The sequence below is a fragment of the Klebsiella sp. AqSCr genome, assembly GCF_008452795.1.
Lineage (GTDB): Bacteria > Pseudomonadota > Gammaproteobacteria > Enterobacterales > Enterobacteriaceae > Klebsiella > Klebsiella pneumoniae.
Genome location: NZ_MJDM01000010.1, coordinates 119,699 through 146,285, shown reverse-complemented (window position 1 = coordinate 146,285; position 26,587 = coordinate 119,699). Strand labels below are relative to the sequence as shown.

Below are 26,587 nucleotides of genomic sequence, written 5' to 3'. Positions count from 1 at the left end.
CGCTGGCCTGCGGGGGGGCGATCAGTAGCTATCATCCAGCCGACGCTGGTCGCTTTCTAACTGACGACGATCGCGGTCGAGCTGACGCTGGCGTTCATCCAGCTGGCGGCGGCGCTCGTCCAGCTGGCGTTGCCGCTCGTCATACTGGCGCTGACTGTCACGGCTCTGCTGACGGCTCCCCTGATAGCGCCCGTCATCATACCGGCCATCGTCATCGTATCTGTCGTCGTCATCGGAGCGACTGCTGCCCGGGTTATAGGCGTCGTTAATGGCTTGCTGAATATTGCCGATCGCGTCATCGATAATATCGGCGCGAGCGGCCAGGCTGGTCAGCGACAGAGTGCAAAAGAGCAGTGCGGTTGCGTAACGTTTCATCGGGGCCAATCTCATCAGAGTCCTGCCGCTACCTTAATCATCCGCATGAAACCCGGGTAGCGGAGGAATCTCAAATCCTCGCGTACGCCGCGCTCAGCGCCTGCGCCAGCTGGGCGCGGGTAAACGGCTTACGCAGCCACTCAACCTCCGGCAGGGCCGGGTTCTGCGCCGGACGCAAATCCTGGCCGCTGATCAGTAGCACCGGCAGCGCCGGAAAGCGGCGTCGGGCGGTATGGATCACATCGGCGCCGCTCAGGGCGCCGGGCAGCATCAGATCGCTAATCAACAGGGCAATATCCGGCGAGGCCTCCAGCAGCTGCAGCGCCTCTTCACCGCTGGCGGTTTCCAGCGTCAGCCAGCCCAGCTGATGCAGCTGTTCACATAGCGTCTGGCGGACATCCTCTTCATCTTCCAGCACCAGCGCCAGCCGCTCGCCCGCCGGGGGCGGCTCGTCCACCGCTGGCGCCACCTCCTTCTCAACCTCGGTCAACGCTCGCGGCAGCTGCAGCCGCACCGTCGTCCCCTGCCCCGGCGCGCTCTCCAGCGCCACCCGGCCGCCAGACTGGCGCACAAAGCCATACACCATCGACAGCCCCAGGCCGCTGCCGCTGCCGGTGGCTTTGGTGGTGAAGAAAGGTTCGAACACCCGGGCTTTCACCGCCTGCGACATCCCGCTGCCATGATCGATCACCTCCAGGGCCACCATATCCTGCCGCTGGCCGCTGCTGCGGGTGACCCGCTGATTCCAGGTGCGTATTTTGATGACCCCGTCGCGCCCCGCCATGGCGTCGCGGGCGTTCATCACCAGATTGATCAGGGCATTTTCCAGCTGGCCAACGTCTATCCATGCCGGCCACGCCGGCGACTGCGCCTCAATCTCCAGGCTTAAGGTCGCCGGCAGGGAGTGACGCATCAGCTCGCTGAGGTTCTCCAGTAGCGGCGCCATCGCCGCCGCCTGGGGATGCAGCGCCTGCTTGCGTGAAAAGGCCAGCAGCCGCTGGGTCAGAAGCGCCCCACGCTCCGCCGCCTTCAGCGCCCTGGAGAGGCGCGGCGCATCGCGCGCATCCGGCTCCACCAGCTCAAGGCTGCCGATAATCACCGCCAGCAGGTTGTTAAAGTCATGCGCCAGACCTCCGGTCAGCTGGCCGACGGCCTTCATCTTCTGACTATGCAGCAGCGCCTCCTCCAGCTCCTGGCGCTTAATCCGATCGATCTCCATCTGGTTGGTCTTCTCTTTCAGCAGCCGGGTGGTGTGCTCCAGCGACGCCATATTGCGGGCGAAAACGTTAAAGGCCCGCGCCAGCTCCCCCAGCTCGTCGCGCCGCTGCAGGGCCGGCACCGAGACGTTCGGCTCTCCCTGAGCCAGCCGCGACATCGCCCGCGAGATGGCGGTCAGGTTCGAGCCGAGATTACGGTAGATGTACCACCCGGCGCAGCCGGTGATCGCCAGCGCCAGCAGCGCGGAAAGCAGAATAAACATACTGATGGAGCGCAGCTCCCGATGGCTCTGCGCCGCCCGCTGCTCTGAGGCTTCCGCCACCCGGGTCACGTACTGATTGATATCTTCGTTAAGCAACGCGACCAGCGCTTTGATGTGATACATGTACCAGCTGATCGTCAGGTCGCTCTCCTCCAGCTGGGCCGACAGCGGGGCCAGCGTCGCCAGTTCGCGGGTCACATCAGGGAGGACAAACGCCAGCGCGGGATCGGCGCTGCGTGTCGGCAGGGCGCCGCGCAGCTGGTCGAGTTGCAGGACGATCGACCGCGGCGTGACGGTATGGATCGCAGCCACGATCAGCCGGTCCATCTCAGCCAGCCGGCGCGGATCGATCGCCTTATCCCCGCCGCGATCGTTAAGATCGGCGAGATGGCGCAGGTTACTCTGATTCTGGTAAAGCGAACTCAGCAGCGCATTGCGCTGCAGATGGCGGCGCTGGCCGCGCTCCAGCATCTCCGCCACGCTCTGCTGCAGCGCGTTGCTGCGGCGAATAATATTGGCCACCCGCGCCTGCTCCTGCTGCGCCAGCGGGGCCGCCGCCAGCTGGGCCAGCGAGTGCTTCAGCGCCTGCTGCGTCGCCAGCAGCCGTTCCGCTTCGCTTTTGTACTCCAGCGCCCCCACCACCTGCGACAGGCGCACCGCCGCCGTGGCGACATTCGCCGTGTCCCGCGCCAGATCCATACTGCCGCGCATGTCGTTGAGAGTCTGGCGCTGCACCTGCTCCTGCAGCTGGCTGGCGTGGTGAAAGCCGAACACCGCCACGCCGCTGACCAACAGGGTGACCACGCCCATCAGCAGATTAAAGGAGAGCAGGCGGCCACGGGCGCTGGTGAAAAACGGGTGTCGGCGAGCGGTCATAACAACTCCGGTGAAGGATCGGTCGGCAGATAAGCGTGACGGTGCAGAAAATGACGCCGCGTAACTGTGATCGCGGTTAACTATTTATCACTATGACAAATATGAATGGATTCTGACATTCTGCATTTATTTTCCGGTGGTGGACTGCAGCTATTGTTCTTACAGACAGGAGCGCCGCGATGACCGCCACCCCGGTACTGGAAATGCGCCATATCGCCAAAGCTTTTGGCAAATTCTACGCGCTGAAGGGCGTCGACCTGACGGTCTGGCCCGGCGAGATCCATGCCCTGATGGGGGAGAACGGCGCCGGAAAAAGCACGCTGATGAAGATCCTCGCCGGCGCCTATACCGCCACCAGCGGCGAGATCCTGATCGACGGAAAACCGCAAACGATCCGCGGCCCCAAGGACGCGCTGGCCGCCGGGATCACGTTGATCTACCAGGAGATGCAGCTGGCGCCGAACCTGACCGTCGCGGAAAACATTTTCCTCGGCAGCGAGCTGGCGCGCGGTGGTCTGGTGCAGCGCAAAGCCATGCTCAGCCAGGCGCAGGCGGTGATCGACCGTCTCGGCGCCCAGTTCAAAGCCAGCGACCGGGTGATGACCCTGACCATCGCCGAACAACAGCAGGTGGAGATCGCCCGCGCCCTGCACCGTCAAAGCCGCATTCTGGTGATGGATGAACCCACCGCCGCCCTCTCCTCGCGGGAAACCCAGCGCCTGTTCGAGCTCATCCTGCGCCTGCGCGATGAGGGGATGGCGATCATCTATATCAGCCACCGCATGGCGGAAGTGTATGAGCTCTCCGACCGGGTCAGCGTCCTGCGCGATGGGCAGTATGTCGGCAGCCTGGTGCGCGACAAGCTCAACGCGCCGGAGCTGGTGCGCATGATGGTCGGTCGGCCGCTCAGCGATCTCTTCAATAAAGAACGGGACATTCCCCGCGGCCAGCCGCGCCTGCGGGTCGAGGATCTGACCGATGGCGGCAAGGTTAAGCCCAGCAGCCTGGTGGTGCATGCCGGCGAAATCGTCGGCCTCGCCGGGCTGGTCGGCGCCGGGCGTTCCGAACTGGCGCAGCTGATCTTCGGGGTGCGCAAAGCCACCGCCGGGGTGATTGAGATCGACGGCGAGCCGGTGGTGATCCACTCGCCGCGGGAAGCCATCGACCTCGGGATCGGCTTTCTGACCGAAAACCGCAAAGAACAGGGGTTGTTTCTCGAACTGGCAGCCCAGGAAAACATCACCATGGCGACGCTGGAGCGCGACGCGACCTGGGGGATGCTCAACCGCCGGAAGGCGCAAACCATCTCCGATGACGCCATCCAGTTGCTTAACATCCGCGTGCCGCACGCCCAGGTGCGCGCCGGCGGACTGTCCGGAGGCAACCAGCAGAAGCTGTTAATTTCGCGCTGGGTGGCGATTGGCCCGCGCATTCTAATCCTTGATGAACCCACCCGCGGCGTCGACGTCGGCGCGAAAAGCGAAATTTACCGCATCATGAACGACATGGCGCGCCAGGGCGTCGCCATTCTGATGATCTCCAGCGAGCTGCCCGAAGTGGTGGGCATGAGCGACCGGGTCTATGTGATGCGCGAGGGCGTTATCGCCGGCGAGCTACAGGCCGGTGATATTAGCCAGGAAAGTATCATGACGCTGGCCACCGGCGTGACCGATTCTCACCTTAAGGCAGGGCAACTATGAGCATACCGAAAGAGAACTCCGCGCCGGTCGCGAAATCCGCTTCGGCGAAAAAAATGTTGATGGGCGACCTGATGCAGACCGTCGGCATTCTGCCGATCCTCATCCTGATCGTCGCCGTTTTCGGCTTTATCGCCCCCAACTTTTTCACGGAAAGCAATCTGCTGAATATCACCCGCCAGGCCTCGATCAACATTGTGCTGGCGGCGGGAATGACCTTCATCATCCTCACCGGCGGCATTGACCTTTCCGTCGGCTCCATCCTTGGCACCACCGCAGTGGCCGCGATGGTGGTGTCGCTGATCCCGGAGTTTGCGTTGCTGTCGATTCCGGCGGCGCTGATGCTCGGCCTGCTGCTCGGCCTGTTCAACGGCGCGCTGGTCGCCTTCGCCGGGCTGCCGCCGTTTATCGTCACCCTCGGCACCTACACGGCGCTGCGCGGCGCCGCCTATCTGCTGGCCGACGGCACCACGGTGATCAACTCCGATATCAGCTTCGAGTGGATCGGCAATGACTACCTCGGCCCGGTGCCGTGGCTGGTAGTCATCGCCCTGGCGGTGATCGCGGTGTGCTGGTTTATCCTGCGCCGCACCACCCTTGGGGTGCATATCTACGCGGTGGGCGGCAACATGCAGGCGGCGCGGCTGACCGGCATCAAAGTCTGGCTGGTGCTGCTGTTTGTCTATGGCATGAGCGGCCTGCTCTCCGGCCTTGGCGGGGTGATGAGCGCTTCGCGGCTGTACAGCGCCAACGGCAACCTCGGCGTCGGCTACGAGCTGGACGCCATCGCCGCGGTCATTCTCGGCGGCACCAGCTTCGTCGGCGGTATCGGCACCATCACCGGTACGCTGGTGGGGGCGCTAATTATCGCCACCCTCAATAACGGCATGACCCTGATGGGGGTCTCCTACTTCTGGCAACTGGTGATCAAAGGGGCGGTGATCATCATTGCGGTGCTGATCGACAAATACCGTACCCGACATCATCAAAGTGCATAACAACAACATCTTACCTGCGAGGAAAAGCGAATGCGTTTAAAACCGATAGTCACCGCGCTGTGTGCTGGCGCGCTGCTGGCCGCCTCCCCTTTTGCGTCGGCCAAAGAGCTGAAAGCGATTGGCGTGACGGTGGGCGACCTTGCCAACCCGTTCTTTGTACAGATCACCAAAGGGGCGGAGCTGGAGGCCCGCAAACTGGCGGGGGATAACGTCAAAGTGACGCTGGTCTCCAGCGGCTACGATCTGGGCCAGCAGGTGGCGCAGATCGATAACTTTATCGCCGCCAAAGTCGATATGATCATCCTCAACGCCGCCGATTCGAAAGGCATTGGCCCGGCGGTGAAGCGGGCCAAAGAGGCCGGGATCGTGGTGGTGGCGGTTGACGTCGCCGCCGAAGGGGCCGACGCCACCATCACCTCCGATAACACCCAGGCGGGCGAGCTGGCCTGTAAATACATTAGCGACCGCCTGAACAACAAAGGCAACGTGGTGATCATCAACGGGCCGCCGGTCTCCGCCGTACAAAACCGCGTCGAAGGCTGCGAAACGGAGTTCAAAAAACACCCGGACATTAAAATCCTCTCCGCCAACCAGAACGCCAAAGGCAGCCGGGAAGGCGGCCTGGAGGTGATGACCTCCCTGCTGGCGGCCAATCCGAAGATTGACGGCGTGTTCGCGATCAACGATCCGACGGCGATTGGTGCCGATCTGGCAGCGAAACAGGCGCAGCGCAGCGAGTTCTTCATCGTCGGCGTCGACGGCAGCCCGGACGGCGAAGAGGCGCTGAAGCGTAAGAACTCGCTGTTCGTCGCCACCCCAGCGCAGGACCCACAGGTGATGGCAGCGAAGGCGGTGGAGATTGGCTACGACATCCTGCAGGGCAAACCTGCGCCGACCGCGCCGGTACTGATCCCGGTGACGATGATCGACAAAAATAACGTCAGCTCTTACAAAGGCTGGACCGTGAAATAAGCGCAACCAGGCGCACAATCGTTCCGCCGATTGTGCGCTACGCTTAACGAATATGACGGCGCGGAGTAGCAATCATGGAACGGAAAGGCATTATTGCCGCAGGCAACATGCTGGTCGATCATGTCCACCAGATCGGGCAGTGGCCGGAGCGCGGCTGGCTGGTGGAAATTGTCCATAGCGAACGCGCCACCGGCGGCGCGCCGCTGAATGTCCTGCTGACCCTGGCCAAAATGCACGCCGGGCTGCCGCTGCAGGCGGTCGGCCTGATTGGCGAGGATAACGATGGCGACTACATCACCGCCATGCTCGATCAGTACCATATCAATCGCCAGCTCGTACAGCGCACCAGCTCCGCCCCCACCTCGATGACCCAGGTGATGACCGACGCCGAAGGCCAGCGCACTTTCTTTCACTCTCCCGGCGCCAACCGCCTGCTTGATCTCCCGGCTTTTGAGCCGCTGGATGCGCCGCTGAAAATTTTCCATCTCGGCTATCTGCTGCTGCTCGAAAGCCTCGATCGCCCCGATGAAGTGTACGGCACCCGCAGCGCGCGACTGCTGGCGCAGATGCGCGAGCGAGGCTATGAGGTGTCCCTCGATCTGGTGTCGCGCAAGGGCGACCCGCGCTACCGGCCGCTGGTCCTGCCGGCGCTGAAGCATCTTGACTACCTGACCATCAATGAACTGGAAGCCAGCGAGTTTAGCGGGCTGGAGATTCGTCTACCCAACGGCGAGCCGCACGTCGCCAATATCGCCCGCGCCGCCAGCGCATTGCTTGACGCCGGCGTACGCCAGCGGGTAGTGATCCATTGTCCGGAGGGGGCATGGGGCGTCTCCCGTACCGAAGCCGGGCGCTGGGTACCGTCATGGCGGCTACCGCCGGAGGAGATTATCGGCAGCGTCGGCGCGGGGGACGCCTTCTGCGCCGGCCTGCTGTACGGCAGCCACGAACGCTGGCCGTTAACCGCCAGTCTGCAGCTGGCTCACGCCTGCGCCCGCGCCAGCCTGCAGGCCGCCAATGCGATCGACGGCGCCAAAACGCTCCCTGAGCTGCAGGCGTTTATTCAGTTACAGAATGTTTAGATCGAGTAGATCCCGCTATCAGGGCGATGCCACAGGAGAACGGCGTGTCATGGCGAGAAAAGGGATACGGTTTATTCAAATCACGCCTGTTTTACGCTGAGTTCAACAAGGGCGGGCCAGGTAACTAACTGCGCCACTCGGCCAGCACCTTTTCCAGTTTATCTAATGACTCAGCGCGTTTTATCGCTGGCATCTGATGAATATTGCGCAATTTCCACTGCACGGCAGGCAAATCCTGAATACGCATTTCCGGCGCTAAACGCCAGTCTGGTTCGCCTCGTTTAAATGACAGTAAAAAATCGACATCCTGTTGTGTGAAACAGGATTTTAACGCAGCAATCATCCTGTTGGGGACTGCTGTCAGTTCCTCCAGGGCTATCGTCTCAAATGTCATCCCGCTGAATTCACGGTAAAAAGGTTCAGCAATATCTTTCCAGCGAGGATTCAGCACTTCAGCCAGAGGCCGATTATGGCTCAGTAAATACGCGATAAACCCATTGAAAATGGGACGGTCAAGCTCCTGCGCATCAAGAAGTAATTTCACGTCATAAAAATCTCTGGGATGCTGGCGATCCAGCGCCGCGCATAATTTTCCACCGTAGAGGTCAGGCAACGAAACCACTGGAAGGCTGGCATAGCCAAAAACGTCCTCTACCGCCCCCACCACTTCTCGCTCCTGTGGTGGATATAATGTTCCCCGGGCGACCGGTGAAACCTCTATCTTTATTTGCGCGCTATCGGTAGTAACAATGACACGCATCTCATCTGAACGATTAGCTTGTAATACAGCGCTCATACCTGCCTGTTGTTGCAGATTGGCGGCAATACGTGCAAGCGCATCCCGTATATGAGGTAAAGCGATGGCTCTGCTTTCCAGGGGCACCCAGGCGAGGTCGATATCCACCGATAATCGAGGGAAATCGCGGATAAAGAGATTGATGGCAGTGCCACCTTTCAGCGCAAATTCCCGTTCGACAGCAACATAGGGTAAAACCTGCATTAGCAGAGCAACCTGCCGATAATAAGGCGCCTGTATATCCATATTTTTTATTCCTTTTGAAAGCGTTCAGGCACTGTGATTTGGTATTGAGCATTGAACTTTCCATTTTCCACGATTTGCCGCTTGCCCGCTCCCAGATCGATTTTTTGGCTATCGATTCGTTTGAGCCAGCCATGCTCGTAAAAACTGGCGAAGAAGAGATACAAACGCTTGGCCTGCACGGACTGGCTGACGGAAAGAAGATACTCTACTTTACGAGGATTAAGATTAACCAGCCCCTGGAAAAGCTCTGCAGCGTGGTTAAATGAGAGGGTCCCCGGCACCGCGCTCAGCAACTCGTAAGCAGCCAGTTCTGGCGCACTGCCGATGAGTTTTTTCCCTTTTATATCAAGCGTTACACGGTATCTATCATCCAGCACCGGCAGTTTTTTCCCCGATATGACTATCCACTCCACACCCGGGAATTCCCTGAACCATTTCGGCAGCAGCGCTTTATTTTCCACACTAAGCCAGCACTGGTTTTGTTTTAGCTGTAGATAGTGTGAACGGCCCTGCCAGACTAAGCTACTGAGCCCCGCAACATACACCGGAGCGGCAAGCTGATTTTGCAAACATGCTAATGCATCGTTCCACTCCGGCTCACGTCCCGCACGCGCATATACGCCGTTGCCTCTTTTTTTTAACCAGCCACTTTGCGCGTATTTAAAGGCCAGAGAGGGAGAGATGGCATGCTGGCTTAACCAGGACTGAAGGATCACATCTCCGGGAGCGCTGTTTTGCAGCAGCCAGTTTAATTTTGTTGCCATAGATTAACCCAGAGTGTCACTTTAATAAAAAAAGTAAACTCCCTGCGCCAAATAAAGTCAACAGCGGGTTGGCAGCAAACCCGCCCTACGCCGCCTTCTCGCTGTGGGTCACGTCGGCGGAAAAGACATAGCCCAGACCGCGCAGGGTTTTAATCAACGTCGGCTGATGCGGGTTGAGCTCAATTTTGCGCCGCAGGCGCATGATCAGCACATCGATGGTCCGGTCGAATACCTCGGTGCTTTCGTTATGGGTCAGCGCCAGCAGCTGTTCGCGATTCAATACCCGGCGCGCGTTCTGCGCCAGCGCCAGCAGCAGGCCATATTCTCCCTGGGTCAGCGGGATCGCCTGCTGCTGCGGGTTATACAGTTCACAGCGCGTGGTATCCAGCCGCCAGCCGTTAAACGTCAGGCCAGCACCGGCGCCCGACGCCTCGCCGGCCAGCGCCCCGCTGCGTCGCAGTACCGCTTTCACCCGGGCGACCACCACCCGCGAGCTGAACGGTTTGGCGATGTAATCATCGGCGCCCATCTCCAGGCCCACCACCACATCAGACTCACTGCCCAGACCGGAGAGCATCACCACCGGCAGCTCAGGCCGCGTGCGCTGCAGCTGCTGGAGCACCTGCAGGCCATAGGTATCCGGCAGGATCATGTCCAGTAAGACCAGCGCAATATCCGCCCGCTGCGCCACCGTCGCCAGCGCGTCGTTGCCGGTCTGGCTGACAAGCACTTCAAACGCGTGCGCGCCGAGCACATCGCTGAGCAGCTCGCCCATTGCCCTGTCATCATCCACCACTAAAATGACTGGTTTCATTTTTGCCTCTGCCCGCCGGGAATTAGTGTCAGTCTGATCGATTCTGCAAGCCTGCGCCGACAAATTCCTCTCCCGGTGACATTTTTTCAAGCGCCGTCACATCTCCAGGGTATCGACACGTCAAATCTGTCGACAGGCTGTTTTTCGTCAGCATTCCGCCCAAAAAACCCGCGTATCATCAAGGAATACCCACAATGAAAATATGGCATAGAAGATGCATAGTGACGGCGCGATAGCGCAAACGCGCCCATTGAATAACTGGAGCAAGACCGATGAAAAAAGTCGTCACGGTTTGCCCGTATTGCGCATCAGGTTGCAAAATCAACCTGGTGGTCGATAACGGCAAAATCGTTCGGGCTGAAGCGGCGCAGGGGAAAACCAACCAGGGAACCCTGTGCCTGAAGGGCTATTATGGCTGGGACTTCATTAACGATACCCAGATCCTAACGCCGCGCCTGAAAACCCCCATGATCCGCCGTCAACGCGGCGGCAAGCTGGAAGCCGTCTCCTGGGACGAGGCGCTGGATTACGTCGCCACCCGCCTCAGCGCCATTAAAGCCAAATATGGCCCGGATGCGATCCAAACCACCGGCTCCTCCCGCGGCACCGGTAATGAAACCAACTATGTGATGCAAAAATTCGCGCGCGCCGTTATTGGTACCAATAACGTCGACTGCTGCGCTCGCGTCTGACACGGCCCTTCGGTTGCAGGTCTGCACCAGTCGGTCGGTAACGGCGCCATGAGTAATGCCATCACGGAGATTGATAACACCGATCTGGTGTTTATCTTCGGTTACAACCCGGCGGATTCCCACCCTATCGTGGCGAATCACGTCATTAACGCTAAACGCAACGGGGCGAAAATTATCGTCTGCGACCCGCGCAAAATTGAAACCGCGCGCATCGCCGATATGCACATTGCGCTGAAGAACGGCTCGAACATCGCGCTGCTCAACGCCATTGGCCACGTGATTATTGAAGAGGATCTGTACGATAAATCCTTCGTCGCCAGCCGTTCCGAAGGCTTCGAGGAGTATCGCAAAATCGTTGAAGGCTATACGCCGGAGTCGGTGGAGGAGATCACCGGGGTCAGCGCCCAGGAGATCCGCGCCTGCGCCCGGATGTATGCCAGCGCCAAATCCGCCGCCATCCTGTGGGGCATGGGCGTCACCCAGTTCTACCAGGGCGTGGAGACGGTGCGGTCGCTGACCAGCCTCGCGATCCTCACCGGCAACCTCGGCAAGCCGAGCGTCGGCGTCAACCCGGTACGCGGCCAGAACAACGTTCAGGGCGCCTGCGATATGGGTGCGCTACCGGATACCTATCCGGGCTATCAGTACGTCAAGTTCCCGGAGAACCGCGAGAAATTCGCCAAAGCCTGGGGCGTGGAAAGCCTGCCTGCGCATACCGGCTATCGCATCAGCGAATTGCCGCACCGCGCGGCGCACGGTGAAGTGCGGGCGGCGTACATTATGGGTGAGGATCCGCTGCAGACCGACGCCGAACTCTCGGCGGTCCGCAAAGCGTTCGACGATCTGGAACTGGTTATCGTCCAGGACATTTTCATGACCAAAACCGCCTCCGCGGCCGACGTCATCCTGCCGTCCACCTCGTGGGGCGAGCACGAAGGCGTGTATACCGCAGCGGACCGCGGCTTCCAGCGCTTCTTTAAAGCGGTGGAGCCGAAGTGGGACCTGAAAACCGACTGGCAGATCATCAGCGAAATCGCCACCCGGATGGGCTATCCGATGCATTACAACAACACCCAGGAGATCTGGGACGAGTTGCGGCATCTGTGCCCGGACTTCTACGGCGCCACCTACGAGAAAATGGGTGAGCTCGGCTATGTCATGTGGCCGTGCCGCGATGAGTCCGACGCCGATCAGGGAACGTCGTATCTGTTTAAAGAGAAGTTCGATACCCCGAACGGACTGGCGCAGTTCTTCACCTGCGACTGGGTCGCGCCGATCGATAAGCTTACCGACGAGTACCCGATGGTATTGTCGACGGTGCGCGAGGTCGGCCACTACTCGTGCCGTTCAATGACCGGTAACTGCGCGGCGCTGGCGGCGCTGGCGGATGAACCAGGCTATGCGCAAATCAACACCGCCGACGCCGAACGGCTAGGCATCGAAGATGAAGAGCTGGTATGGGTCAATTCGCGTAAGGGGCGCATCATCACCCGCGCGCAGGTCAGCGATCGGCCGAATAAAGGCGCGGTGTACATGACCTACCAGTGGTGGATCGGCGCCTGTAACGAGCTGGTCTCAGAGAACCTGAGTCCAATAACCAAAACGCCGGAGTACAAGTACTGCGCGGTCAACGTTGAGCGGATTGCCGATCAGCGCGCCGCGGAACAGTACGTGATCGACGAGTACAACAAGCTGAAATCCCGCCTGCGCGAAAGCGCGATGGGTTAAGGTTCGGCGGTCTGACCCGGCTCGCGCGATGCGTAGGCCGGGTCAGGCGCAGCCGCCACCCGGCACATAAACGGCTCCGTGTCCACAGTCTGTCGCCCGGCGGCGCTGCGCTTGCGCGGGCCTACGGTCAGGTAGCGCAAATCGGCCTTACCTACCGATACCTGCCATTTTCTTCTTTTTCGCCTCCCTTTATACTGCGCGCTATGTTCCTTACTGATAATAAATACAAATGAAATACCTCTTTTTATTTCTACTGGTTTTCACCAGCGGCGCAGCGGTGGCCACCGAACCTGGCAGTCAGTATCAACAGCAGGCCGAAGCCGGCGATCGACGCGCGCAATATTACCTTGCCGATACCTGGGTCAGCTCCGGCGATTATCAAAAAGCCGAATACTGGGCGCAGAAGGCGGCCGCCCAGGGCGATGGCGATGCGCTGGCGCTGCTGGCGCAGCTCAAAATCCGTAACCCCCAACAGGCGGACTATCCGCAGGCCCGCCAGCTGGCGGAAAAAGCCGTCGAGGCCGGCAGTAAATCCGGAGAGATCGTCCTCGCGCGGGTGCTGGTCAACCGTCAGGCTGGCGCCACCGACGTAGCGCACGCCATCACGCTGTTGCAGGATGCTGCCCGGGATAGCGAAAGCGATGCGGCGGTAGATGCCCAGATGCTGCTGGGGCTGATCTACGCCAGCGGCGTACACGGCCCGGAGGATGATGTGAAAGCAAGTGAATACTTCAAAGGCAGTTCATCACTTTCCCGCACCGGCTATGCCGAATACTGGGCCGGGATGATGTTCCAGCAGGGAGAAAAAGGCTTTATCGAACCGAATAAGCAGAAGGCGCTGCACTGGCTCAACGTCAGTTGCCTGGAGGGGTTTGATACCGGCTGCGAAGAGTTTGACCGGATTAGTAAAGGATAAGAAAAAGCCCGGCGCTATCGCGCCGGGCTTTGTGTTTTATTGGGCGGTTTTATCAAACTTGCCCAGCACTTCGCGTTCATAGGCCAGCGCTTTTTTGCGATCGAACTTATGCTCCCACTTGGCGATAACCAGCACCGCCAGCGCATTACCCACCACGTTCAGCGCGGTACGCGCCATGTCGAGGATACGGTCGACGCCGGCAATAAAGGCAAGCCCTTCCAGCGGGATCCCGACGCTACCCAGGGTGGCCAGCAGCACCACGAAGGAGACGCCCGGCACGCCGGCGATCCCTTTCGAGGTCACCATCAGGGTCAGCACCAGGGTAATCTCCTGCCAGATAGAGAGGTCAATACCGTACAGCTGGGCGATAAAGATCGCCGCGATGCTCTGATACAGCGTTGAACCATCGAGGTTGAAGGAGTAACCGGTCGGCACCACAAAGCTGGTGATCGACGCCGGCGCGCCGTAGGCTTCCATCTTCTCAATAATGCGCGGCAGTACGCTCTCCGAACTGGCGGTAGAATAAGCCAGAATCAGCTCATCTTTCAGGATGCGGATCAGGATCCAGATGCTCAGACCACACAGGCGCGCGACAATCCCCAGCACCACCAGCGCGAAGAACAGGATCGCAAAGTAAACCAGCAACACTAGCTTGGCCAGCGGCCACAGCGAGGCGAAACCGAAGGTGGCGACGGTTACCGAAATCAGGGCGAATACCCCGACCGGCGCATAGCGCATCACCATATGGGTGACTTTAAACATGGTCTCGGAGATAGAGCGGAAGACCGTCACCAGCGGCTCACGGTGGGTCGCCGGCAGCGAGGAGAGCCCCAGGCCAAACAGCACCGAGAAGAAGATAATCGGCAGCATATCGCCTTTCGCCATCGATGCCACGATATTGGTCGGCACCAGCGACAGGATGGTGCCCATCAGGCCGTGCGCATGGCTCTGCACTTCGGCGGTGGTGTTCTGATATTTCGAAATATCAACTGCCGCCAGCTGCGACATATCAATGCCCGTCCCCGGCTGGAAGACGTTGGCCAGGGTGATACCCAGCACAATCGCCACCGTGGTGATCACTTCGAAATAGATAATGGTTTTGGCACCGATCCGCCCTAACTGTTTGGCGTCACCCACGCCGGCAATCCCGACCACCAGGGTCGAAATGACAATCGGGACCACGATCATTTTAATCAGATGGATAAAGATATCGCCCGCCGGCGTCAGCAAATTGCTAATTAACCAATCGCGACTTTCAGCGTGGTAATGCAGATAACTGCCCAGAAGGATACCCAGCACCAGGGCTAGCAAAATTTGCCAGGCCAGACTGACTTTTTTTGTTTTCTTCACTACTGACTTCCTCAATGAAAGGCACCATTCCTTTTCGTCATGGTACCCACTGCAGGGGGTATGAATTGTGTTGCGTTGCTTTGTGGGGTTATTTAACGCGCAATATCAGTATCATTTGCACGGCATGCTGCGCAAGCCTTTAAGAACAGGGCTTTCCTCTGCTTTTATGCATAAAGCAGCGAATTTCCCCCAGTTATATTGCATAAGTATTTGTAATAAAAAAAATTTCACAGCTTCCGTTTCTATAAATTCATTTGCGTAATTATTTCGCTTCAAAGTTTCATTTGATGAAATTTCACCCAGTTTAATCATTGCGTGATCTGCCCCCCAATTAACAAACAAAGCTGTCAAAACCCCTACTCTTAACGTTTGTTTGACATATATTTAACAAGTTCAAAGGAGAAAAAAAGCCATGAGCCAAATTCACAAACACCCTATTCCCGCTAATATTGCGGAACGTTGCCTGATTAACCCGGATCAGTACAAGGCGCAGTACCAACAATCCATAACCGACCCTGATACATTTTGGGGCGAGCAGGGCAAGATCCTTGACTGGATGCGGCCCTATACCCGTGTAAAGAACACCTCCTTCGCACCGGGTAATATTTCCATCAAATGGTATGAAGATGGCACCCTGAACCTCGCCGCTAACTGTCTCGACCGCCACCTCGCCGAACGCGGCGGTCAAACCGCCATCATCTGGGAAGGCGACGACGCCAGCCAAAGCAAGCACATCACCTACCGTGAACTGCATGCCGACGTGTGCCGTTTCGCCAATGTGCTGCTCGACCTCGGGATTAAAAAAGGCGACGTGGTTGCTATCTATATGCCGATGGTGCCGGAAGCCGCGGTGGCGATGCTGGCCTGCGCCCGCATCGGGGCAATCCACTCGGTCATTTTCGGCGGCTTCTCGCCGGAGGCGGTGGCCGGACGCATTATCGACTCCAGCTCACGCCTGGTGATCACCGCTGACGAAGGGCTGCGCGCCGGTCGCGCCATCCCGCTGAAGAAAAACGTCGATGACGCGCTGAAAAACCCGAACGTGAAAAGCATTGAGCACGTGGTGGTCCTGAAACGCACCGGCGGCAATATCGACTGGCAGGAAGGCCGCGATCTGTGGTGGAGCGACCTGATTGCAAACGCCAGCGCCGAACACCGGCCCGTCGAAATGAACGCCGAAGATCCGCTGTTCATCCTCTATACCTCCGGCTCCACCGGTAAACCGAAAGGGGTGCTGCACACCACCGGCGGCTATCTGGTCTATGCGGCCACCACCTTTAAATACGTTTTCGACTACCATCCGGGCGATATTTATTGGTGCACCGCCGACGTGGGCTGGGTCACCGGCCATAGCTATCTGCTGTACGGCCCACTGGCCTGCGGCGCCACCACCCTGATGTTCGAAGGGGTGCCGAACTGGCCTACGCCGGCGCGCATGTGCCAGGTCGTCGATAAGCATAAGGTCAGCATTCTCTATACCGCCCCGACGGCTATTCGCGCCCTGATGGCGGAAGGCGACAAAGCTATCGAAGGCACAGACCGCTCCTCGCTGCGCATTCTTGGCTCGGTCGGCGAACCGATTAACCCGGAAGCCTGGGAGTGGTACTGGAAGAAGATCGGTAACGAGAAGTGCCCGGTGATGGACACCTGGTGGCAGACCGAAACCGGCGGCTTTATGATCACTCCGCTGCCGGGCGCGATTGAGCTGAAGGCCGGCTCCGCGACGCGTCCGTTCTTCGGCGTCCAGCCGGTGCTGGTGGATAACGAAGGCCTGCCGCTGGATGGCGCCACCGAGGGCAACCTCGCCATCGCCGACTCCTGGCCCGGCCAGGCGCGTACCCTGTTCGGCGACCATGAGCGCTTTGAGCAAACCTACTTCTCCACTTTCAAAAATATGTACTTTAGCGGCGACGGCGCGCGTCGTGATGAAGATGGCTATTACTGGATCACCGGCCGGGTGGATGACGTCCTGAACGTCTCCGGACACCGTCTGGGGACCGCCGAGATCGAATCGGCGCTGGTGTCGCACCCAAAAATCGCCGAAGCGGCGGTGGTGGGGATCCCGCATAACATCAAAGGCCAGGCCATCTATGCCTACGTGACGCTCAATCACGGCGAAGAACCGACGCCGGAGTTGTATGCCGAAGTGCGTAACTGGGTACGCAAAGAGATCGGTCCGCTGGCGACGCCGGATGTGCTGCACTGGACCGATTCGCTGCCGAAAACCCGCTCGGGCAAAATCATGCGCCGCATTCTGCGTAAGATTGCCGCAGGCGACACCAGCAACCTCGGCGATACCTCGACCCTCGCCGATCCTGGCGTCGTGGAAAAACTGCTCGAAGAGAAGCAGGCCATTACCATGCCATCGTAAGTAAGGACCGATTCCCTACACCCTCTCCCCTTCCGGGGAGAGGATAAAAATAAGTCCCTCCCCCAGGATTTCACTCGCAGGAACGCCGTCAGCAACACCTGTCCCGGCTCCGTCGCCGGAGGGGTTGCTGTCGCCAGCGTCCGCCGAGTGGATGACGAAAGGGAGACCTCTGGAGACGCTAAGATGAATGAACAACTTTGTCAGCGGATAGAAAATAGTGCGCATTTCAGGGAGTTAGTTGCATCACGGCAACGGTTTGCCGCCATTCTGTCAGTGATTATGTTAGTGATCTATGTGGGCTTTATTTTGCTTATCGCCTTTGCACCCGGCTGGCTCGGCACCCCGCTGCACGCCGGAACCAGCGTCACCCGCGGGATCCCGCTCGGCATTGGCGTGATCGTCATTTCGTTTATCCTGACCGGTATTTATGTCTGGCGAGCTAACGGTGAATTCGACCGTTTGACCAAAAGCGTTCTCAACGAGGTAAAAGCATGATCAAGAGAGTCCTGACGGCGCTCGCCGCCACGCTGCTGCCCCTCGGCGCTCACGCCGCAGACGCTATTACCGGCGCGGTACAGCGCCAGCCGACCAACTGGCAGGCGATTGTCATGTTCCTGATTTTCGTCGCCCTAACGCTGTACATCACCTACTGGGCCTCAAAACGGGTGCGTTCGCGCAGCGATTACTACACCGCCGGCGGCAATATTACCGGCTTCCAGAACGGGCTGGCGATTGCCGGCGACTTTATGTCAGCGGCGTCGTTCCTCGGTATCTCCGCGCTGGTGTATACCTCCGGCTACGATGGGCTGATCTACTCGCTGGGCTTTCTCGTCGGCTGGCCGATTATCCTGTTTCTAATTGCTGAACGTCTGCGCAATCTTGGCCGCTATACTTTTGCCGATGTCGCCTCTTACCGCCTGAAGCAGGGGCCGATCCGCACCCTCTCCGCCTGCGGTTCGCTGGTGGTGGTGGCCCTGTATCTGATTGCCCAGATGGTGGGCGCCGGCAAGCTAATCCAGCTGCTGTTCGGCCTTAATTACCATGTCGCCGTAGTGCTGGTTGGCGTGCTGATGGTGCTCTATGTCCTGTTCGGCGGCATGCTGGCGACTACCTGGGTGCAGATTATTAAAGCGGTTCTGTTGCTGTGCGGCGCCAGCTTTATGGCCTTTATGGTCATGAAGCACGTCGGCTTCAGCTTCAATAACCTGTTTACCGAGGCGATGGCGGTCCACCCGAAAGGGGCGGCGATTATGAGTCCCGGCGGACTGGTGAAAGATCCGATATCCGCGCTCTCTCTGGGTCTGGGTCTGATGTTCGGTACCGCTGGCCTGCCGCATATTCTGATGCGCTTCTTTACCGTGAGCGACGCCAAAGAAGCGCGTAAAAGCGTCTTCTACGCCACCGGTTTTATGGGCTATTTCTATATCCTGACCTTTATCATCGGCTTCGGCGCAATCATGCTGGTCGGCGCGAACCCAGCGTTTAAAGACGCGGCCGGACAGCTTATCGGCGGCAATAACATGGCGGCGGTGCACCTGGCGGATGCGGTTGGCGGCAACCTGTTCCTCGGGTTTATCTCTGCGGTAGCCTTCGCCACTATCCTGGCGGTGGTGGCGGGCCTGACCCTCGCCGGCGCGTCAGCGGTGTCGCACGACCTGTACGCCAACGTCTTCCGCAAGGGCGCGACCGAGCGTCAGGAGCTGAAGGTCTCCAAGATCACCGTGCTGATCCTTGGGGTGGTGGCCATTCTGCTGGGTATTCTGTTTGAAAATCAGAATATTGCTTTCATGGTCGGCCTGGCCTTCTCCATCGCCGCCAGCTGTAACTTCCCGATTATTCTGCTGTCGATGTACTGGTCGAAGCTGACCACCCGCGGCGCGATGGTCGGCGGCTGGCTGGGCCTGCTGACTGCGGTCATTCTGATGATCCTCGGCCCCACCATTTGGGTGCAGATCCTCGGCCATGAGAAAGCGCTGTTCCCGTATGAATATCCGGCGCTGTTCTCCATTGCCATCGCGTTCATTGGCATCTGGGTCTTCTCCGCCACCGATAACTCACCGGAAGGGATGCGCGAGCGCGAGCAGTTCCGCGCCCAGTTTATCCGTTCACAAACCGGGATCGGTATCGAACGCGGCCAGGCGCATTAATCGTCCTCTCCCTTCCCCGGCATCGTTCGGGGAAGGGATTCTCCCCTCAGTTATAAGTAAAGGTGATCACCCCGGTGGCGTTGGCTGTCCCCGCGGTCACCGCGCTCCCCGTCCTGTAATAGTTAGTGGATAAAGCGAGCGTCTGCATGGCCGCTGCGCCTCCGGGGCTGTCGGGATTGGTGAAATAGCTGTAGCTGGCGTCCGCGCCGCTGTTGGTCACCGTCGTGCGGCTCGAAGTATAGAGGCTGATATCGGTATTTAACGGCAGTGCTTTGCCATTCAAATTTAACTGCACTCCCACGCCAGTGGCGGCATTCTGTTCCGCCGTGAGGGCCATCACCGTATTGTCAGGGTTATCCCCGCTTGCAGAAGCAGCCGCCACACGCATCGAAACGTTAGTTCCCGGCTCGCAGGAGAGGCTCAGAGACTGCCGCGCGCTACCCACCTTCGTCGCGGTATTAAACTCACTGGCATTGATGCTGCCCATGGAAAAACTGAGATTATTGCTACCGACAATACACCCCATCGGGATTAGCTGGATGCTGGTTGTGCCGCTGATGTGCAGTTGTGAAATAGCGATGGTCCCCTTTTTATCCTTGGCCGATACCGTGGCCACCGGGTCGCTGAACGATAATTGACTCTTGCTGGCGATGGCGCCGCCGGTGGCCACCAGCTGCAGCTGATACGCCGGGGTATAATGAGTCGACGCGAAAGAGTCGAAAAGACCTGTCGGCTTTCCGAGGTAATAATTCACATCACCAATATAATGCACCTGCGAGTCGGGGCTGAAATCATCGGTGTCATCGCCATATTCACCGCTGATATTGAGCCACACCTTGACGCGGATACCGATCCCCTGCACCGAGGTGGCATAGATATTATCCCCTATCAGTGCCCCGGCATTGTTCGAGGACCAGGCAAAAACCGCGTAGGTGCTCCCCTCACAGTTAAGCAATTCCGTTTGCGAGCGCGTAATCTTCCCCGAGTCATACAGTACCGTCCCTGCGGTATAGCTCCCGGCATTGACCAGGATCTTTTCCGGCAGGTTGGTCATCGAGACATCGCCATAGTTGGTTCCCGTGCAGGCCGCCCAGCTATAGACGGGACACAGTGCCAATATGAGCAATAAGATCAGTTTTTTCATACCCATCCCTGTCGAAACGTTATTTGTAAGCCACATCGAACGTGGCGGTAAACCCGACCATCCCGGACCTTACCTGGCCATAAGGCGAAAACATACGTGCCACCATATTAAAGGTATGGATATCCGCATCGTCCCCAAAGGTATAGAGATACTGGTCGCCGGGGCCAAGGGGCTGCTGGTCGGCCATGCTCTGCAGCTGCAAACCGACGCCGCTGGCACCGTTGCTGCCAGTCTGGAAGTTTTTATAGATTGAAGCGTGGGTGCTATCGAAGCTGGTGCCGCTAAACGCGATGGTCACCGCCGACGCATCGGCGGAACAGCTGGAAAAGACCAGCTTAACCGGCACGCTGGCGCCGCTCGCCCCGGCATGTCCGGAGAACGTCTGCGAGGAGACGGTGCCTAAATCGATACTGTTCGACGGCTCCACGGCCACCTCACAGGAAGGCGCTTCGATGGTGCCCGTGACGTTAAAATTGACCGTGCTGCTGCCCTCATAAGCCAGCGCCGGAAGGGAGAGCAGCAAAATGGCCACCAGGAGGCCCCTTGTGCTGCCGTCTCGCATATTCATATCAGCCCCTCTTCCATGTTGAAAACCTGCATCCATTACCGACATTCGGCCTGATAGAACAGAATATCGTCGCCAAGGGCCATGCCGGAGAAGTCATAATGAACGGTGCACTGCTCACTGCTTTTCTCCCCCCAGCGCGCTAACAGCTGGCCTTTTTTCTGCAGCCCCGTTAGATACACCTGCCCCTCATCGCCAACGATATTGCTGCGCGACGCGCTACCGTGATCATTATCGAGGGTCACCAGCGCGCCGAAAGGCACCACGCCATTGCGGGTACGCAGGGTGAGCATCGCCTTATAGCCAATTCGCGTGTCGTACTTCACTTTGACGATCGCATTGCGCGTCGGAACCACCGTTCTGGCGACGTTATCCACTTCAGCGCCAGGTATTTCCTGTTCATCCAGCGCCAGGCTGTTACGATGGTACGGACGGACGTAAGGCACCACCGCATATCCGGCGGCATCCGTCGTCACGTTTGTCTGACCGCGCACTGTCACATCGCTGACGCCAGGCGTTTCGACCAGCGCAGAACTCTCGCCAAGAAAGCGTGATAGCGTGAGTCCGCCCGTATGGGCGACCATGCCCCCGCGCAGCGAATAGTTGTAGTGATTGCTGTAGCGGTCGTAGCCATAGCCGCCAGCCACATCCCCTTTCGAGCCCTGGTAGTTGACGCTGAGGTTGCCGGAGGTGCTTTTATCCTGCGTGTTGTACCCTTCCAGTACGCTCCAGTTCAGGGAACGATCCTCAAACGCCGAGCCGTTGAGCCCCACGCTGTGCGTGGTATCGTTATGCCGACCATGGTTCATGGTGTAATTTGCCGAGAGCGTCTCGCCAAGCGGAATACTTAACGTCAGGGAGACGACCGTATCGCTGGCCGGCCGGTTATTGCTGCTGTCATCGGTGCTTTGCACATTGCGGTTATAGGAATAGTTAATAAAGTAGGAGGCCTTGCCAATCGACCCGCTATAGCCCACGCCCACCGATTCCATACGCGAACTGTCCCAGTAGGTCTCATTGACCAACGAAAGCGAGAGCGAACCATAGCCAAACAGCGTCTGCGACAACGATGCGTCAAACCGGCCTTTCGTTCTGCCGCTCTGCGTACAGCAGTCGCGCTGTGTGGAAGAGTTATCGACAAAGTCCTGAAACGAATAATATCCCGAGGTGGAGTAGCGATAACCGGCCACGGAAAAGCTGGTGCCCGTCTGCAGAAAGCTTTTACTGAAGCGGACGCGATACGATTGCCCTTGCTCTTTACTGGTTGACGAGGCCGTATCGCTGGTTTTCACGTCGGCCCACGACTGAGAGCCATCAAACGACAGCGCACCGATAGTACCGAGGTTAAAGCCAGCGCCTAACAACAGGTTGGTGTATTTATCTTCCGCCTGCTGGAAACCAGTATAAAGAGTGATGTTGCTGGTGGCGCCATAGGCCAGGGAAGACTGAATAAAGTTATATTCTTTATCGTCGGAGCTACCCGATCGCGTCCTGCCGCTGCTCAGCGCATAGTCCAGCTGGCCCTCACGTTGCAGGATCGCCAGCGACGCGAAAGGCACCACAAAGTTTTGCTCGCTGCCGTCAGACTCTTTAATGTTGACGTACAGGTCGCCGGCGCTGCCGGTGGCGTACAGATCGTTAATTTCAAAGGCGCCGGGAGCGACGGTGGTTTTATAAATGCTGTAACCATTCTGATAAACCGAGACCTCCGCGGTGGTGCGCGCGATCCCTCGAATCGTCGGCGCAAAGCCATGCAGGCTATCCGGCAGCATCTCTTTGTCCGAACTGAGCTGCAGACCGGTAAAACTCAAACTGTCGAAAATGCCGGAAGAGGTATACGTATTACCGACCACCAGCTGGCTGCGTAGGGTGTGAATATCGCGGGCAAGATAGGAGTAAACCGACTCCCAGCGGCTGTTGTTATCGCTGTGGCTATAGGTGCTGTAGTTGCGCAGGCGCCATGGTCCCAGATTCAGCCCAGGCTGCAGGCTGACGAACTGACTGTCGATAGTGGCGCCGTTATGCCGCGGCGCATTACGCTGCCCGGTGACGCTATAGTTGAGAAGACCGGCATTGATCCCCTGTTGCCACTGGCTCTCGGGAATATAGTCTCTGGGGCGATTCAGCATGGCGGCCTGCGGCACGGTAAAATCAATGCGCTGCTGGGCAAGAGATACCGAGAACGTCATCCCGGGGATCGCCGACAGCCGGGCGCAGGTTTCCCCTGCCTCGAACAACTGCGGATAGCCGGTGGTATTAATCAACCATGAATTCAGATACTCCGCGGACAGGCAGGGAGAAGCAGTCGCGCCTGCGTCATGGCTAATTTCCTGAAAAGTCAGCGAGTCTGAACTGACGTACTTATCGTTGATGTAAACATCCAGGTGATAGGTGCCCGGCGGTATGCCATCTTGCGAAAAATAGGATAGATCAACCGAAGCCGCAGGACTCTCGGCGACTTCGAGTGAATTTGGGTTGAAATATTCGCCGGCCTCCGCGCGAGAGGGTAGAGTACTTAGGCACAGAATAATAGCGACGCAGATACTTTTAGTTGAAAATAGCAGCTCAACGCTACTGAATGATAGCGGTATATTTCTTCCCTGACATACCATAATCATTAATCACGCTCCATGTGATCTCTTTTTTTCCTGTCGCCGACAGGCTACTCTGCACGGGTATTTTTAAGGTGGAAAACGGGGCAGCAAACCATGCGCCAGAAATATTTTTACCGTTAAGGCTAACCTGTGAGAAATTCATATACAGCGGTGAGTTATTTTTTACCGTCACCGACGTCCCCTCTTTCCCCCACTGTAATTTTTCAGCGTACGCTTCCGGTGTATTACCTTTTAACGCAGCGGGTCGATAAATCAATTTTATTTTCGAATTAATCGCAAACTGTACGACATTTTTATCAGGTACATATTCTGTTGCCGGGATCCCTTTAATATTGAGCCAAAACATCGACTCGCGATCGTCGGGTAATTTCTTTCCTGATCGAACTACGCGGACAAATCCTTTCTCCCCGGCTTTGAGACGAAACAGCGGCGGCGTAATAATAAATGCGTCTTTGGCGGGTGAGGCTGCATCAACCACCGAGAGCCAGGACTGAACGATATTGCTGTTCTGATCTTTATTCTCAACCGTTATTACAGCGTTATTTTTCGTACCATCAAAAACCAGACGCGTACCGCCAACGACCACGCTGGCCTGCGCGAAGGAAGAAGACAGCAATAAACCGATCGCAAAAAAAGGATATCTCATATGTTTAATTTAAGGGGAATAGCAGGCGATTCCCCTTTCTCCATTCAACAAGAAGCCGAATTAATGATAGGTCACGTTATAAGTCACGGTTGTCTGAACGGTACCTTTCGTCGGATCGGCATCACCCGATTTCACCATTTTTACGGTGAACGGAATGGTTGCTGCACCCGAAGAGATATCAACATCAGAACCCTCTTCGTTATTCTTCATCACATTGCCCGCTTCGTCGAAAAGGGCCACAGCGACGCCGGTTGCCGGCTCATCAGTTGCCTGGTTTTTAAAATAATCGCTGTTCGCGGTATCGGAAACACCGCCAAAAGTGACGCGGGCGATACTGTTGCCACCTTCTTCCGCGGTCGGGCAATCAGCTAAGCTAAAGGAGAAGTTCTTGGCAGCGCCGAAGGTATACGCTTTCAGATCCGCCACTGAGGTGGTGCCCATATCAATAGCCGTTACACCGCCATCAATGGTCGCCGTACAGGTGGTATCGGAAACAATACCATTAAAGGTAATGGTGTTATCAGCCTGCGCAACGGTAGACAGCGCGCTGCAGGCAGAGAAAATCAGGGCACCCGCCAGAAATTTTTTACTCATCTTCATATTTATTCCCATATCCATTATAAACGACAATCAGTCCGTCAATTGCTTTATGCAGCGATATTAGAGAATGAAATTCAAGCAGCGCGGCGTCATGCATGTATTTACATGACATATGGTTTATGACAATTAATATTATTCATAAATAAACGACCAGCATTTGAATCCATTCAATAATACAAGCTCGCGTAAAAATAATAACTAGCATGAGGTAAGAACTCAATTATTAATGTAAAAATTGATTTTTTGCGACATAACATCGCAACGCATGCGTGGCCATACTCAAAACCATAAAAATCAAATAGTTATAAAGTTATAAAATTCGCAAAGATAATTGGATATTTATATAATATTTACCCCATAATTAAATACGGGCATGCAGAGAAACATTTAGTTACAAAGTCAGTGCTGATATAAGAATTGGCTTAATCTTTTATGATGAACCGTTAAATGCATCAATAACAAAAACAGGGAATAGCCGATAGCTATTCCTCTCCTCAATATTTATTAACATTCACTCTGGCGATAATGTTAAAACAGCAGCCAGCGGACGACCGGCGCAGCCAGCACCACTACTACGCCTGACAGCATCATCACCAGGCTGGCCACCACGCCCTCCTGCTGGCCCAGCTCATACGAGCGCGCCGTTCCCGCACCATGGGAAGCCGCGCCGAACCCGGCTCCTTTCGCCATCCCCTCCCGGATAGCAAGACGTAAGAACAGCATATCTCCCACCGCCATGCCAAACACGCCGGTGATCACCACAAACAGCGCCACCAGATCGGGTTGTCCGCCGAGCGGTTTCGCCGCCGCCAGCGCAAAGGGCGTGGTCACCGAGCGCACCGCCAGGCTACGCTGAATTTCATCAGACAACATAAACCCGCGCGCCAGCCATACGGAACTGGTGACAGCCACCACTACCGCCGTCACCACCCCGGCGCTGAGCGACATCCAGTGGCGTTTAATCACCGCGACATTTTCATACACCGGAACGGCAAAGGCGATGGTCGCCGGGCCCAGCAGCCACAGCAGCCAGTGGGTCTCTCCCATATAGCTCTGATAAGAGATGTGGCCTACCACCAGAATCAGCACCAGCAGGATCGGCGTGAACACCAGCGGCATCAGAGGGAGTTTATGAAAACGGCGATACAGTTTTTTGTTGGCGTAATAGAGGACCAGCGTCGCCACCAGGCACAGGATACTCAGTACGGCATCGCTCATTTTTTTAACCTGCCCACTTCGTAACGATAGACCTTGTCAACGACCCAGGCGGTGGCGCCTAGCACCATCAGCGTGCTTAAGGCAATCACCAGAAAAATCCGCCAACCATCGACCATCAACAGCTGGGCGTAGTTCACCACCGCGACCACTGCCGGGACGAAAAACAGCAGCATCTCCGCCAGCAGCCAGCGGGCGCCGGCGCGCACCCAGCTTACCGGTATCACCCGGCAGACGATCAGCAGCAGGAGCATCACCATGCCGACCAGGTTAGCCGGCAGCGGTACCTGCCACCTGTTCACCAGATATTGTGCGAAGATGAATAACCCGACGTAGAGAAGTACCTGTACCGGGATCTGAAGTCGTTGCGCCACGGCGGGGGCAACGCGAGCTGGCGCGAAGGCCATGTGCGATAGTCCTGAAAAAAAGAAGTCAGGCGAGCAGTATAGAGAGCCGCCGAAGCGGACAGAAATGAATTAAAATCATCGCAGGTATAGT

23 protein-coding genes are annotated in these 26,587 nt (G+C 57.5%); 9 read left to right on the top strand and 14 right to left on the bottom strand.

What is annotated here, in order from left to right; genetic code table 11:
* Positions 1 to 21: 21 nt before the first annotated feature.
* On the bottom strand, positions 22 to 375 hold the full coding sequence (gene yjdP / locus BHE81_RS24505; protein ID WP_004151729.1) for a DDRRRQL repeat protein YjdP: 354 nt from the start codon (positions 373 to 375) through the stop codon (positions 22 to 24).
* 70 nt (positions 376 to 445) lie between these two features.
* Complete coding sequence (locus tag BHE81_RS24500) at positions 446 to 2,731, bottom strand: ATP-binding protein (protein ID WP_020802928.1); 2,286 nt, start codon at positions 2,729 to 2,731, stop codon at positions 446 to 448.
* 179 nt (positions 2,732 to 2,910) lie between these two features.
* On the opposite strand from BHE81_RS24500, the gene BHE81_RS24495 reads away from it, so the two are divergent.
* The 4 genes from BHE81_RS24495 to BHE81_RS24480 all read left to right on the top strand — a co-directional run bounded on the left by BHE81_RS24495 (position 2,911) and on the right by BHE81_RS24480 (position 7,480).
* Positions 2,911 to 4,431 (top strand): sugar ABC transporter ATP-binding protein, encoded by a 1,521-nt coding sequence (locus BHE81_RS24495; RefSeq protein WP_004210021.1) that lies wholly within the window; start codon positions 2,911 to 2,913, stop codon positions 4,429 to 4,431.
* Positions 4,428 to 5,426: an ABC transporter permease subunit gene (locus tag BHE81_RS24490; RefSeq protein WP_012737175.1), complete on the top strand. Its 999-nt coding sequence runs from the start codon at positions 4,428 to 4,430 to the stop codon at positions 5,424 to 5,426. The genes BHE81_RS24495 and BHE81_RS24490 overlap by 4 nt, the downstream gene beginning before the upstream one ends.
* 30 nt (positions 5,427 to 5,456) lie before the next feature.
* The gene (locus BHE81_RS24485; RefSeq protein ID WP_002885156.1) at positions 5,457 to 6,398 is read left to right on the top strand and encodes an ABC transporter substrate-binding protein; all 942 of its coding nucleotides are present in this window, start codon (positions 5,457 to 5,459) and stop codon (positions 6,396 to 6,398) included.
* A 74-nt stretch (positions 6,399 to 6,472) separates the two neighbouring features.
* Complete coding sequence (locus BHE81_RS24480; protein ID WP_004178300.1) at positions 6,473 to 7,480, top strand: carbohydrate kinase family protein; 1,008 nt, start codon at positions 6,473 to 6,475, stop codon at positions 7,478 to 7,480.
* A 124-nt stretch (positions 7,481 to 7,604) separates the two neighbouring features.
* Here BHE81_RS24480 and BHE81_RS24475 read toward each other — a convergent pair whose 3' ends face one another.
* The 3 genes from BHE81_RS24475 to BHE81_RS24465 all read right to left on the bottom strand — a co-directional run bounded on the left by BHE81_RS24475 (position 7,605) and on the right by BHE81_RS24465 (position 10,100).
* On the bottom strand, positions 7,605 to 8,522 hold the full coding sequence (locus BHE81_RS24475; protein ID WP_004146663.1) for a nucleotidyl transferase AbiEii/AbiGii toxin family protein: 918 nt from the start codon (positions 8,520 to 8,522) through the stop codon (positions 7,605 to 7,607).
* Between the two features lie 5 nt (positions 8,523 to 8,527).
* Positions 8,528 to 9,286, bottom strand: coding sequence for a type IV toxin-antitoxin system AbiEi family antitoxin (locus tag BHE81_RS24470; RefSeq protein WP_004177809.1), 759 nt, complete (start codon positions 9,284 to 9,286; stop codon positions 8,528 to 8,530).
* Between the two features lie 85 nt (positions 9,287 to 9,371).
* Complete coding sequence (locus BHE81_RS24465; protein WP_004177810.1) at positions 9,372 to 10,100, bottom strand: response regulator transcription factor; 729 nt, start codon at positions 10,098 to 10,100, stop codon at positions 9,372 to 9,374.
* 272 nt (positions 10,101 to 10,372) lie between these two features.
* Here BHE81_RS24465 and BHE81_RS24460 point away from each other — a divergent pair, with 272 nt between their 5' ends.
* Both BHE81_RS24460 and BHE81_RS24455 read left to right on the top strand, forming a co-directional pair.
* Complete coding sequence (locus tag BHE81_RS24460; protein WP_012737173.1) at positions 10,373 to 12,520, top strand: formate dehydrogenase H subunit alpha, selenocysteine-containing; 2,148 nt, start codon at positions 10,373 to 10,375, stop codon at positions 12,518 to 12,520.
* Between the two features lie 229 nt (positions 12,521 to 12,749).
* Positions 12,750 to 13,436, top strand: a complete 687-nt coding sequence (locus tag BHE81_RS24455; RefSeq protein ID WP_004151733.1) for a tetratricopeptide repeat protein — start codon at positions 12,750 to 12,752, stop codon at positions 13,434 to 13,436.
* A 36-nt stretch (positions 13,437 to 13,472) separates the two neighbouring features.
* Here BHE81_RS24455 and gltP read toward each other — a convergent pair whose 3' ends face one another.
* Both gltP and BHE81_RS24445 read right to left on the bottom strand, forming a co-directional pair.
* Positions 13,473 to 14,786: a glutamate/aspartate:proton symporter GltP gene (gene gltP / locus BHE81_RS24450; RefSeq protein WP_004146659.1), complete on the bottom strand. Its 1,314-nt coding sequence runs from the start codon at positions 14,784 to 14,786 to the stop codon at positions 13,473 to 13,475.
* 111 nt (positions 14,787 to 14,897) lie between these two features.
* Positions 14,898 to 15,098 (bottom strand): hypothetical protein, encoded by a 201-nt coding sequence (locus BHE81_RS24445; RefSeq protein WP_004146658.1) that lies wholly within the window; start codon positions 15,096 to 15,098, stop codon positions 14,898 to 14,900.
* Between the two features lie 100 nt (positions 15,099 to 15,198).
* On the opposite strand from BHE81_RS24445, the gene acs reads away from it, so the two are divergent.
* From acs to actP, 3 genes are all read left to right on the top strand, one after another.
* A complete protein-coding gene (gene acs / locus BHE81_RS24440) occupies positions 15,199 to 17,157 on the top strand; it encodes an acetate--CoA ligase (RefSeq protein ID WP_023280746.1) in 1,959 nt (652 codons plus the stop codon).
* A 183-nt stretch (positions 17,158 to 17,340) separates the two neighbouring features.
* The gene (locus tag BHE81_RS24435) at positions 17,341 to 17,652 is read left to right on the top strand and encodes a DUF485 domain-containing protein (protein ID WP_004177812.1); all 312 of its coding nucleotides are present in this window, start codon (positions 17,341 to 17,343) and stop codon (positions 17,650 to 17,652) included.
* Positions 17,652 to 19,304, top strand: a complete 1,653-nt coding sequence (gene actP, locus BHE81_RS24430) for a cation/acetate symporter ActP (protein ID WP_024623073.1) — start codon at positions 17,652 to 17,654, stop codon at positions 19,302 to 19,304. Before BHE81_RS24435 ends, actP begins: the two co-directional genes overlap by 1 nt.
* A gap of 46 nt (positions 19,305 to 19,350) precedes the next feature.
* Here the strand turns inward: actP and BHE81_RS24425 are convergent, their stop codons facing one another.
* From BHE81_RS24425 to BHE81_RS24395, 7 genes are all read right to left on the bottom strand, one after another.
* Positions 19,351 to 20,448, bottom strand: coding sequence for a type 1 fimbrial protein (locus tag BHE81_RS24425; RefSeq protein ID WP_023280745.1), 1,098 nt, complete (start codon positions 20,446 to 20,448; stop codon positions 19,351 to 19,353).
* A gap of 19 nt (positions 20,449 to 20,467) precedes the next feature.
* Positions 20,468 to 21,016, bottom strand: coding sequence for a fimbrial protein (locus BHE81_RS24420; protein ID WP_004151734.1), 549 nt, complete (start codon positions 21,014 to 21,016; stop codon positions 20,468 to 20,470).
* A 35-nt stretch (positions 21,017 to 21,051) separates the two neighbouring features.
* Complete coding sequence (locus tag BHE81_RS24415; protein ID WP_110246480.1) at positions 21,052 to 23,631, bottom strand: fimbria/pilus outer membrane usher protein; 2,580 nt, start codon at positions 23,629 to 23,631, stop codon at positions 21,052 to 21,054.
* The gene (locus BHE81_RS24410) at positions 23,585 to 24,274 is read right to left on the bottom strand and encodes a fimbrial assembly chaperone (protein ID WP_004210006.1); all 690 of its coding nucleotides are present in this window, start codon (positions 24,272 to 24,274) and stop codon (positions 23,585 to 23,587) included. Before BHE81_RS24410 ends, BHE81_RS24415 begins: the two co-directional genes overlap by 47 nt.
* A 60-nt stretch (positions 24,275 to 24,334) precedes the next feature.
* On the bottom strand, positions 24,335 to 24,892 hold the full coding sequence (locus BHE81_RS24405) for a fimbrial protein (RefSeq protein WP_004192602.1): 558 nt from the start codon (positions 24,890 to 24,892) through the stop codon (positions 24,335 to 24,337).
* Between the two features lie 510 nt (positions 24,893 to 25,402).
* The gene (locus BHE81_RS24400; protein ID WP_002885088.1) at positions 25,403 to 26,092 is read right to left on the bottom strand and encodes an LrgB family protein; all 690 of its coding nucleotides are present in this window, start codon (positions 26,090 to 26,092) and stop codon (positions 25,403 to 25,405) included.
* Positions 26,089 to 26,496: a CidA/LrgA family protein gene (locus tag BHE81_RS24395; protein ID WP_002885086.1), complete on the bottom strand. Its 408-nt coding sequence runs from the start codon at positions 26,494 to 26,496 to the stop codon at positions 26,089 to 26,091. The genes BHE81_RS24400 and BHE81_RS24395 overlap by 4 nt, the downstream gene beginning before the upstream one ends.
* Positions 26,497 to 26,587: the final 91 nt, after the last annotated feature.